This is a genomic window from Hoylesella buccalis ATCC 35310 (genome assembly GCF_000177075.1).
In the GTDB taxonomy this organism is placed as follows: Bacteria; Bacteroidota; Bacteroidia; order Bacteroidales; family Bacteroidaceae; genus Prevotella; species Prevotella buccalis.
In genome coordinates this window covers 80,026-91,331 of record NZ_ADEG01000087.1, presented here as the reverse complement: position 1 = coordinate 91,331, position 11,306 = coordinate 80,026, and the positions used below count along the sequence as shown (strand labels likewise).

Sequence of the window (11,306 nt, the reverse complement as noted above, 5' to 3'; positions counted from 1 at the left end):
TTTGCTCACATCGAGCGATGTCAATGCCTTGCAGAAAGAGAACATGAAGCTCATGTTGGTGACGTTTTTGGTATTGAAGTTGCTCACATCGAGCGATGCCAATGCCTCGCAGCCAGTGAACATGCGGCTCATGTCAGTGACGTTTTCGGTATTAAGGTTCCGTATGCCCTCGATGTCCTGCAAATTGATGCAATATGCGAACCAAGAGCGGGTGCTGATGGGACGGTACTCGGAAAAGGAAATGTCGAACACAACATGCTTGATATTTTCCTGGTATAGGCGTGCATAATTATCACCTGCCCAAATGGGTTTCTCCCCGGGTTTGGGCATATCGTAGATGCGTTCGTGATTCTGAAGAAAGTGGGTGTACTGATTGTCATAATAGAAAGTGAGCGTCCCGTCGTCAGGTGTTAATACGGCATAAGCCTCTTGTGCTGCCACAGGCAGGCTACCCGTGACCGCCAAAAGAGCAACGAGGAGTGAAAGTAGATAATTTCTCATGATGATGGTTTTGAATGAATAAGAAGGTCTTGTTTCCCAAAGGGAGGGGCTTGGGCAAACTCGTGACCGTGAATAACTATCAATTGCGGATTGCAGTACACATTCATCTTTTCGTGAACAGATGATGTTCCTGCATCGAAAATCTCACCTCAGCCATACCAGTTGCGTGTCGCAGAAGGTGAATACGAATACAAAATTAAATATAAAAACCAGAAAAACAACGGGTTACCCTAAAAAAAATAAACGATCAATCGTTTAAAGTGAGTTTCAAGTGAGTGAGCCTCCACCTACATCAGAACATAAGATTGAGCATCATGTTATTTTGCAGATATTCTAAAGGTGTACACAGCGTGTAGTTAAAAATCACTATATTTGCCGGAGCAACCCTTTATTTTTAAAACATTGATGGAAAAATCCGATTCCGACCGTCAGCGAGAACAGTCCATTTACCGTGTCACCATTGCCGGCAGTATCATCAATGCTGTGTTGCTGGCGCTCAAGTTCACGGCTGGAATCTTGGGCGGATCGGCTGCCATGATAGCTGATGCCGTGCACTCGCTGTCTGACTTCATGACCGACATCGTGGTGTTGCTGTTCGTTAAGCTCGGCAACAAGCCGCAAGACGAGGACCACGACTATGGGCATGGCAAATACGAGACGCTGGCCACCGCCCTCATCGGCATAGCCTTGATGGGCGTGGGGGCGATGATTTGCTACAACGGCTTAACCAAAACGTGGGCTGTCATCAACGGTGAGCAACTGAAGTCGCCGGGAATGATAGCCTTCATTGCGGCCATCGTGAGCATCGCGCTGAAGGAGTGGGCCTATCGGTTCACCGAAAAGGTGGGGCGCGAGGTGGGCTCCCAGGCCGTGCGGGCCAATGCCTGGCACCATCGGTCGGATGCCCTGTCGTCCATCGGGACGGCCTTCGGAATTGGTGGTGCCATTCTCTTGGGTGCGCAGTGGGCGGTACTGGACCCGCTGGCGGCCATCATCGTGAGTTTCTTCATCTTGAAAGCGGCCTACGGACTGATTGTTCAGGCCACCAATGAACTGTTGGAGAGTAGTTTGCCAAAGGACGTTGAGGCGCAAATGGTGGCACTGGCGGCCGAGGAGGAGGGTGTGGCGGACATCCACAACCTGCGAACGCGCCGCCTTGGCAACAAGATAGCCATTGAGATGCACGTGCGAATGCCGGGCGAGATGTCGCTCTATGAGGCGCATGAGAAGGCCACCCGCATCGAAAAAAGGTTGCGCGAGCAGTTCGGTGAGCATACCCACATCGCCCTGCATCTGGAGCCTTTGAAGGTGAATGGCTGTTATGTGAGTCCGAAAGAAATGAACGAACACAGCCGCACGTCAACACAGTCTTGAATGCGTGTGTAATCAATAGTAACGAAAACGCTCAGTTTTCGCCAGTGTTTTTAGATTCAAAAACCAGTTTAGGCTGATGCTTCAAACCAGTCTTTTTTAGATTTTGAGCTTGTCGCTACCCGCGGCTTTCAGACTCATATCCAGACCTTTTACGCTGTGGGTGAGCGCGCCGAAGGAGATAAAGTCAACCCCCGCTTTGGCGTATGGAATCATGGTGTCGAACGTGATGCCGCCACTCGATTCGGTTTCACAGCGTCCGTTGACCTTTTCTACGGCCTGGCGGGTCTGATCGGGCGTGAAGTTGTCGAACATGATGCGGTCGCATCCCTCGGCCAATGCCTCGTCCAACTCTTGGAAATTGCGTACCTCACATTCAATTTTCAGGTTCTTGCCATGCTCTTTGCAATACTTCTTGGCGCGCGAGATGGCGTTGCGAACACCCCCACAAAAGTCGATGTGGTTGTCTTTGAGCAGAATCATGTCGAACAATCCGATGCGATGATTCATGCCCCCGCCTATCTTCACCGCCTCTTTCTCGAGCATGCGCATGCCCGGCGTGGTTTTTCTTGTGTCCAGCACGCGTGTCTTTGTGCCGGCCTCAATCAAGGCTTGCTGGTAGCGGTGCGTCATGGTGGCGATGCCACTCATGCGTTGCAGGATGTTCAGCACCAATCGTTCGGTCTGCAAAAGGCTTTGCTCGCGTCCTTTTACCGTCAGCACGATGTCGCCCGGGTGGACGTGCGTGCCATCGGGTATGTGTATCTCAACCTCCAAGTTGGGATCAAAACGATGGAATACCTCTTGGGCAATGTCTGCGCCAGCCAATATTCCTTCCTCTTTGATGAGTAGCTTACATTCACCCATGGCATCGTCAGGGATGCAGCACAGTGTGGTGTGATCGCCGTCACCAATATCTTCACTGAAGGCGAGGTCAAACAATTTGTCGTTCAATTCTTGTACGGAGAGCATGATTTCTTGATTTTGTGATGATGAAAAATGATGAGTTGACTGGCATATAGTCGTGTGAAAAACGGTCAGAGTCCCAACTTCTTGGATATCTCCAACATGCGGTTGATGGGGCGAATGGCCTTCTGAGCCACGTCAGCAGGAACCTCTATGGTGGGCCATTCATACTTCAAACAGTTGTATAGCTTGCGCATGTTGATGAGCTTCATGTAGTTGCACTCGTTGCAGGCGCAGGTGCTATCGTTGGGAGGAGCAGGAATGAATGTTTTCTGCGGAGCCGATTTCTGCATCTCATGCAGGATGCCGCTCTCGGTAGCCACGATGAATTCTTTCGCATCATCGGTGATGCTGTACTTCAGCAGGGCCGCCGTGCTGCCCACTTTGTCGGCCAATTTAACCACCGGCCCTTTGCATTCGGGGTGTGCTAAGATTTTGGCACCGGGGTGTTCGGCCTTGAGTTGGAGAATCTTTTCCACCGAAAACTTCTCGTGCACATGGCAGGCACCCTTCCAAAGCAGCATGTTACGGCCGGTCAGACTGTTGATGTATCCGCCCAAATTCTCGTCGGGACCGAAGATAATCGGGGTGTCTTTGGGGAATGATTCAACGATTTGGCGTGCGTTGCTGCTGGTTACCACCACGTCGGTGACGGCCTTTGTGGCAGCGGTGGTGTTGACATAACTAATCACGGTGTGGTCGGGATGTGCCTCAACAAACTGCTTGAACTCGTCAGCCGGACAACTCTCGGCCAGCGAACACGAGGCGTTGAGGTCGGGTACCAGCACTTTCTTGTCGGGACAGAGTATCTTATTGGTCTCGCCCATGAAGTGAACGCCGCACATGACGATAATCTCTGCATCAGTGGTGGCAGCCTTTTGCGCCAGTGCCAAGCTGTCTCCCACGAAGTCGGCGATGTCTTGAACGTCGCTCTCTGTGTAATAGTGAGCCATGATGATGGCATTCTTCTCTTTGCACATCTGGCGTATCTCAGCCTTGATGTCTGTTCCTTCTGGGATAGGCTCGTTGACAAAGCCATTTTCCTTCCATTCTTGTTTGATCATAATGTATTGTATAAGTGCCTGCTAAAGGTCGTAGGCATGTTTGGGATAGTCTACCGTATAGTGCAGTCCTCGGCTCTCTTTGCGCTCGATAGCCTGCCGTGTAATGAGGTAACCCACGTTGATGATGTTGCGCAGCTCGCAGATATCTCTGGTGGCTTTGACGCGTTTGAACAGCTCTTCGGTCTCCTCATAGAGCAGATCGAGGCGTTTCCAAGCACGATGTAGTCGCAGGTCGCTCCGCACGATGCCCACATAGTTGGACATGACTTGTCCCACTTCGCGCTCGTCTTGGGCGATGAGCACCTTCTCTTCGTTGCTCATTGTGCCTTCATCATTCCATTCTGGCACCTTGTCGTTGAACTGATAGTCGTCGATGACACCCACGGCATGTTCGGCAGCCGACTTGGCATAAACCACAGCCTCGATGAGTGAGTTGCTGGCCAAGCGGTTTCCACCATGCAAACCGGTGCATGAGCATTCGCCCACCGCATAGAGCCGGTGGATGGAACTCTCGCCGTTAAGGTCAACCTTGATGCCTCCACACATGTAGTGTGCGCTGGGACAGACAGGGATGTACTCCTTGGTGATGTCGACACCTATGGTGAGACACTTGGCGTAGATGTGCGGAAAGTGTTTTTTTGTCTCCTCCGCATCTTTGTGAGTGACGTCCAAACAAACGTGATTGAGGCCGTGTAGCTTCATCTCTCTGTCAATGGCGCGAGCCACAATGTCACGTGGAGCCAGTGACAATCGTTTGTCGTACTTCTGCATAAACTCCTCACCATTGGGCAAACGCAGCACGCCACCGTAACCTCTCATGGCCTCGGTGATGAGAAAGGCGGGGTGAGTTTCGGCCGGATTGTAAAGCACCGTGGGGTGAAACTGCACAAACTCCATGTCCTTGACCGTTCCCTTGGCCCGATAAACCATGGCAATGCCGTCGCCTGTGGCGATGTTTGGATTGGACGTGGTGGCATACACGGCGCCCGTTCCGCCTGTTGCCATCAAGGTGACGCGGCTCAAGAAGGTGTCTATCTTATGGGTGTCGGGATCCAAGACGTAAGCGCCGTAGCACTCGATGTCGGGCGTTTTACGCGTCACCTCAATGCCTAAATGGTGCTGGGTGATGATTTCTACCGCAAAATGGTTTTCCAACACGGTGATGTTCTTGTTGGATCTCACGGCAGCCATCAATCCTCTTTGAATCTCAAAGCCCGTGTCATCCTTGTGGTGTAATATTCTGAATTCGCTGTGTCCGCCCTCCCGATGCAAGTCGAATTGGCCTTCTGGGGTTTTGTCGAAGTTGACTCCCCACTTCACCAAGTCGTCTATGGCCTTGGGAGCATTGCGCACAACATGTTCAACCGCCTTGCGGTCGGAGATGAAGTCGCCCGCAATCATCGTGTCCTCAATGTGTTTTTCGAAGTTGTCTACCTTCAAATTAGTCACCGAGGCGATGCCTCCTTGTGCTTTGGACGTGTTGGTTTCGTCCAGCGTAGTCTTGCATACCAAGGCCACTTTACCTTTCCCACTGTTGGCAACTTTCAGTGCAAAGCTCATGCCTGCTACTCCGCCGCCTATAATGAGGAAATCAAATTTGCGTATCATGATGTGCTATATGATGTTCATTTACCGTTTTATGCAAAGATAGTGCAAACCGAAAATAGAGAAAGTTTACTTTCTATATTGAGGTGCCGCCTATTTTATGCAAAGATAGTGCAAACCGAATACAAAGCAAACTTGTTTGTTTTGTTGAGGTGCCGCCTATCTTATGCAAAAGTACTGAAAAACTTTTATATTTGTTACCTGCGTTACAAAAAGCCAAAGAGAGTGACCGTAGCCCGCCTCCTGGTTGCTCATTTTATGTCGTTTTCTGCTTTCTCATGGCCAAAGCCTTATCTTCCGCAGCCTCCATAATCTCGCGTTCGCCCGGTCCTTTGTCGTTGATGCCGCAGAGATGCAGGATGCCATGGATAATCACGCGATAGAGTTCTTCCTCGTAAGGCTTGCCGAAACGTTCTGCGTTGGTGCGCACCGTGTCCAGACTGATGACGATGTCACCGTTGATGATGTCGCCCTCGTCGTAATCAAAGGTGATGATATCGGTGTAATAGTCGTGTCCCAAGTACTCGTTGTTCACTTCCAGAATCTTCTCGTCGTCAACGAACATGTAGCCCACCTCTCCTATTTTGCGTCCGTAGGTGGCTGCCACGGCCTTGATCCAAGCGGATGTTTCGCGCTTTTTAATCTTCGGCATCTTCACGCCGTCTATGTTATAGGTAATCATATAAAAACCATTTTTCGGTTTCCACTCGCATGAGTGTATCTGTTAGATCTATTTTGTATGATCTGTTTTTCGTTGGGGAAGAAACATGGATGCGTCGGCACCATAGTGCAATAGCTCACGCACAAGGGACGAACTCACGCTGGCCATCCCTGGGTCGGCAAAGAGCAGGATGGTGTCGATGCCACCGATTTGCCGATTGATGTCGGCTTGTTCGCGCTCGTACTCAAAATCTTTCACCGACCGTACGCCTTTGATGAGATACTTGGCACCCTCTCGTTTGGCGAAATCCACGGCCAAGTCGTGATACGACTTCACGCTGATGCGCGGCTCATCGGCATACAGATCGCCAATGGCCTTAATGCGTTCTTCCTCGCTGTATCTATATTTTTTTTGCATGTTTACACCCACACCGATGACCAAGCGGTCAAACAGAGGTAAGATGCGGCGCACGATGGAGTCGTGTCCGATGGTGTAGGGATCGAAACTGCCTACGAAAATGCCGATTTTAGGCTTGCTATCCATGTTTTCTTCCTTGTCGTTAAGTAAACAGTCCGGGTTCCATCAAGTTGCCTTTGTAAAGATCTCTGCCCAGATGTTCGTAGGCCAAATGAGTGGCCATACGCCCTCTTGGCGTTCGCTTGATGAATCCTTCCATGATGAGGAAAGGCTCGTACACCTCTTCCACCGTACCCGTATCTTCGCCAATGGCGGTCGCAATGGTGCTTAGTCCTACGGGACCGCCCCGGAACTTGTCGATGATGGTGAGCAAGATTTTGTTGTCTATCTCGTCCAGGCCATATTGGTCGATGTTCAATGCCTGCAAGGCAAACTGTGCGATGCGGGTGTTGATGCTGCCATTTCCCTTGACTTGTGCGAAATCGCGCACCCTTCTCAGCAGTGCGTTGGCGATACGAGGCGTGCCTCTGGAGCGGCGTGCAATCTCGTAAGCGGCATCCTCGTCGATGGGTACGTTGAGGATGTTTGCGCTGCGCCTGATGATTTTCTGCAATGTTTCGGGCGCATAATACTCCAAGTGCATGTTGATGCCGAAACGAGCACGCAGCGGTGCCGTGAGCAGTCCGCTTCTTGTGGTGGCTCCCACCAAGGTAAACGGGTTCAAGTCTATTTGGATAGAGCGCGCCGACGGACCCTTGTCGATCATGATGTCGATGCGATAGTCTTCCATGGCCGAGTACAGATACTCTTCGACTACTGGCGACAGACGGTGGATCTCATCGATGAACAGCACGTCGTTTGGCTCGAGCGAGGTCAAGATGCCAGCCAAGTCGCCCGGTTTGTCGAGCACTGGTCCGCTGGTTAGTTTGAACCCTACGCCCAGTTCGTTGGCAATAATGTTGCTCAAGGTAGTCTTTCCCAGTCCGGGAGGCCCGTGCAAGAGGGTGTGATCGAGCGGTTCGCCACGGTATTTGGCAGCCTCTACGAAGATTTGAAGATTCTCCACAACCTTAGGTTGCCCGCTGAAATCGTTGAATTTCAGGGGCCTCAACGCATTCTCAAACTCTTTTTCTGCCGATGAAATGCGTTCATCTCTGATGTCGAAATCTTCTTCCATACTTGTCGGGACAGTCGTTTTTATCTGTTGCAAAGATAGTACAAATCGCACAAAAAGCAAATTTGTTTACTATGCTTAGGCGCAACCTATCTGTTGCAAAGATAGTGCTAATCGCACAAAAAGCAAATTTGTTTACTATGCTTAGGTGCCGCCTATCTTATGCAAAGATAGTGCAAACCGAATACAAAGCAAACTTGTTTGTTTTGTTGAGGTGCCGCCTATCTTATGCAAAGATAATCATTTTTAATTGATAATGCTTGCAACAGATGTTATTTAACGCATGCCGAGGCAAAGAATGGCGTGTGGCAAGTGATTCTTTTCCTTGGCGCAAGGTGCACTTTGCAACCCGGTTGCATCTTCTTTTTCGTACTTTTGCAGCAGTAAAATTTTAATATACACAAAGATATGGAAGACATTCATGAAGAAGAGCAGATGGCCTGGTGGAAGATTATCCTGTCGGGCGTGATGCTTGTCGTGGGCATTGCAGCCCCATATATTGGGTTAACGATTCTCGATGACCAATGGATATCCTTGGCATGGTACGTCGTGGCGTTTGCCTTTGTGGGCCTGCCAGTGATGAAAGAAGCGTGGGAATGGGCTGTGAAAGGCGACGTATTCAGTGAGTTCATGCTCATGACGATTGCCTGTATCGGTGCTTTCGCCATCGGTGAATATCCCGAAGCGGTTGCCGTGATGCTGCTATACTGCATTGGTGAGGCGTTGCAAGACCGTGCTGTAGACCGTGCCCGAGACAACATTCGCGCGCTGGTGGCTTTCAGACCAACCCTGGCTCGCGTGGTCGTTGATGACACAACCGTGGAGAAACAGCCGGCTGAAGTGGCCGTGGGCGATGTGATTGAGGTGAAGGCTGGCGAGCGAGTGCCACTTGATGGAACGCTGTTGTCAGACTCGGCCTCGCTGAATACAGCAGCTCTGACGGGCGAATCGATGCCCCGAACGATGGAAAAAGGCGAAGAAGTGATGGCGGGCATGATAGCCGTTGACCAAGTTTTACGCCTCAAGGTGACCCGTCCTGAAAGTCAGTCGGCCATCTCGCGCATCTTGAAAATGGTGGAAGATGCTGCCGAGCGCAAGGCTCCTACCGAACTGTTCATTCGTCGCTTCGCCCGCATTTATACCCCCATCGTTGTCATGCTGGCGGCCTTGACCATTCTGCTACCTTATCTATATAGTTTGTTCGACGCCAACTTTACCTACGTTTTCAATGATTGGTTTCGCCGTGCGTTGGTCTTCTTGGTTATCTCTTGCCCCTGCGCGCTGGTCATCAGCGTGCCGCTGGGTTATTTTGCGGGCATCGGTTCGGCCTCCAAGCGGGGCATTCTGTTCAAGGGCAGCAACTACCTGGATGCCATTACCGAGGTTGATTTGGTGATGTTCGACAAGACCGGCACGCTCACTACGGGCGAATTTGCCGTGCAAAGTGTGGAGGGACTGGATGAGGAAGCGCTCAAAACGGTGTCGGCTATCGAGAAGTCGAGCAATCACCCCATCGCTAAAGCCATCGTGCGTTATTGTCCGACGGACGAGAAGATAGATGCCAAAGACATTGCCGGGCATGGCTTGCAGACCGATGAGTGGCTGGTGGGCAACCTGAAACTGCTGGAGCGTGAAAACGTGTTCTTCCCAGATGCGTTGCGAAATATTCCGGAAACTGTGGTTTGTGTGGCCCATCTCGGTCGCTATGTGGGGCATATTATCCTGGCTGACAAGGTGAAAGATGATGCCAAACAGGCTGTAGAATCGCTGCCCGTGCGTGTGGAGATGCTGTCGGGCGATCGTCAGGAGCTGGTTTCAAAGGTGGCATCGAGCCTCGGCATACGCAAGGCATACGGCGACTTGCTGCCCGAAGGTAAGGTGAAACACATAGAGCAGGCCAAACACATGGGGCAGCGAGTGGCCTTTGTGGGCGATGGTATCAACGACGCCCCGGTGCTGGCGCTGAGCGATGTGGGCATTGCCATGGGTGGTTTGGGTTCTGACATGGCCATCGAAACCGCCGATATCATCATCCAGACCGATCAACCTTCGAAGGTGGCCGATGCCATCCGTATCGGTAAATACACGCGCCGAATCGTCAATCAGAACATCTGGCTGGCCCTCATCATCAAGGCTCTGGTGATGCTGTTGGGTCTGTTGGGCCTGGCTAACCTGTGGATGGCCGTGTTTGCCGATTCGGGTGTGGCACTGTTGGCTGTGCTCAATTCGTCACGCATCTTCTTGAAGAACAACAAATAGCAAGCGTCCCATCATGACATCCGTAGGCCTGATGCCCGTCAGTCATGGTCATGGAGCATGATTGGAAATTCAACATCAATCGAAACGGCCACCCATCGATTTTCATACGATGGGTGGCCGTGTCGTTATTGCTTGCGTGCAATGCTGCGTGATGCTACGAATTGATCCTCCTTCCCACGTGATCGTAGAAACGATCAATGACGCGTAGCATGTCGCTGGGCAGGTATTCGTAAGCCTGTTCAATCAGTTCTTCCGGCACTTCATAATATGCCTCGGCAATGCTTCCGCAGATAGCAGCCTTGGTGTCGGTATCGCCACCCGCGCCAACGGCGATGCGAATGGCGTCTTCAAAACTCTCACTTTCCAGGAAACAGCGGATGGCCCATGGAACCGTTTCTTGACATGTGCTGTCAAAGTGTCCCTGACTGCCTATTCTGTAGATGTCCTTCAAAGGTGGAATGTCATACCCGAATTTGCTCTTCACGGCACTTTCTATTTCGTCTTTCGTGATGCGACAGGTACGCAACCAATACACCAGCGTGGCGATGCACTGAGCTCCCCTGATGCCTTCGCTGTGGCAATGGCTTACCTCGGTGCAGCGTTTGCTTTCGCGAAGCACGTCGTGAAAGTCGTCAAAGAGCCATCCTATCGGACTAACGCGCATGGCTGCGCCATTGCCAAACGAACTTTGTGGGAGTGGGTTCTTCTCTTGTAGCCAAGTTTGATACATGTTGCCATAACCATTCATGGGGTTGGGATAGCGGTGACACCAGTCGAGAAGCGACTCTTGATAAGGGCGCATCTGGAGTATGGCGTCGGCTATGGCCACCGTACAGACGGTGTCGTCGGTGTAACTGCATTCTTCTGCGAAGAGGGTAAAACCTGCTTTTGGTGCAGATTGGTCAAATTCGTATGGCGAACCTACAATGTCGCCGATGATGGCTCCTAACATATAACGATTTAATAGAATTTAAGGTGTTTGACAAATTTATAAAATACTTCTCATACTTTTATCTATCAATCATGAAGTAAGCTCTTTTTTTACGCTTTATTAACAAACTGGATGCGCTAAAATTTGTCCTATCTGTTTTGTAGATGATATGGAGTGACTGCCAATCAGACATAAAGAATTTTCTTGACAACATACCCTTCTCTCCTTGGCGTATTTGTGAACAACCTTGATCTTGGTTGCAAATACGCCAAGCATAAGCGATTCTTGCATGTGATTGATAAACAGGTTTTTATAAATTTCCTTCGGTGTTTTTCAATCTTTTATGACGTCTTTTTT

10 protein-coding genes are annotated in these 11,306 nt (G+C 50.7%); 2 read left to right on the top strand and 8 right to left on the bottom strand.

The annotated features are described in order from the left end of the window. Positions 1–501: BspA family leucine-rich repeat surface protein (locus tag HMPREF0650_RS09490; RefSeq protein ID WP_004350344.1), on the bottom strand; the 501-nt coding region annotated here is incomplete at its 3' end. A 405-nt stretch (positions 502–906) separates the two neighbouring features. Between HMPREF0650_RS09490 and HMPREF0650_RS09485 the strand changes: the two genes are divergently transcribed. Next, positions 907–1,875, top strand: a complete 969-nt coding sequence (locus HMPREF0650_RS09485; RefSeq protein WP_004350342.1) for a cation diffusion facilitator family transporter — start codon at positions 907–909, stop codon at positions 1,873–1,875. A gap of 96 nt (positions 1,876–1,971) precedes the next feature. Here HMPREF0650_RS09485 and nadC read toward each other — a convergent pair whose 3' ends face one another. The 6 genes from nadC to ruvB form a co-directional block, all read right to left on the bottom strand. Continuing rightward, positions 1,972–2,844 carry a carboxylating nicotinate-nucleotide diphosphorylase gene (gene nadC, locus HMPREF0650_RS09480; RefSeq protein WP_004350340.1) on the bottom strand — a complete coding sequence of 291 codons (873 nt, stop codon included), beginning with the start codon at positions 2,842–2,844 and terminating at the stop codon, positions 1,972–1,974. Between the two features lie 65 nt (positions 2,845–2,909). Beyond that, positions 2,910–3,902, bottom strand: coding sequence for a quinolinate synthase NadA (gene nadA, locus HMPREF0650_RS09475; protein ID WP_004350338.1), 993 nt, complete (start codon positions 3,900–3,902; stop codon positions 2,910–2,912). 21 nt (positions 3,903–3,923) lie between these two features. Then, entirely contained in the window at positions 3,924–5,510 is a 1,587-nt protein-coding gene (gene nadB, locus HMPREF0650_RS09470) for an L-aspartate oxidase (RefSeq protein ID WP_004350336.1), read from the bottom strand. Positions 5,511–5,763: 253 nt separating this feature from the next. Further along, on the bottom strand, positions 5,764–6,189 hold the full coding sequence (ybeY, locus tag HMPREF0650_RS09465) for an rRNA maturation RNase YbeY (protein ID WP_004350334.1): 426 nt from the start codon (positions 6,187–6,189) through the stop codon (positions 5,764–5,766). A 48-nt stretch (positions 6,190–6,237) separates the two neighbouring features. Next, complete coding sequence (gene coaD / locus HMPREF0650_RS09460) at positions 6,238–6,711, bottom strand: pantetheine-phosphate adenylyltransferase (protein WP_004350333.1); 474 nt, start codon at positions 6,709–6,711, stop codon at positions 6,238–6,240. A 16-nt stretch (positions 6,712–6,727) separates the two neighbouring features. Next, on the bottom strand, positions 6,728–7,762 hold the full coding sequence (ruvB, locus tag HMPREF0650_RS09455) for a Holliday junction branch migration DNA helicase RuvB (protein ID WP_004350331.1): 1,035 nt from the start codon (positions 7,760–7,762) through the stop codon (positions 6,728–6,730). Positions 7,763–8,167: 405 nt separating this feature from the next. Between ruvB and HMPREF0650_RS09450 the strand changes: the two genes are divergently transcribed. After that, the gene (locus tag HMPREF0650_RS09450) at positions 8,168–10,018 is read left to right on the top strand and encodes a heavy metal translocating P-type ATPase (RefSeq protein ID WP_004350329.1); all 1,851 of its coding nucleotides are present in this window, start codon (positions 8,168–8,170) and stop codon (positions 10,016–10,018) included. 154 nt (positions 10,019–10,172) lie between these two features. Here HMPREF0650_RS09450 and HMPREF0650_RS09445 read toward each other — a convergent pair whose 3' ends face one another. Beyond that, positions 10,173–10,970: an ADP-ribosylglycohydrolase family protein gene (locus HMPREF0650_RS09445; protein ID WP_004350328.1), complete on the bottom strand. Its 798-nt coding sequence runs from the start codon at positions 10,968–10,970 to the stop codon at positions 10,173–10,175. Positions 10,971–11,306: the final 336 nt, after the last annotated feature.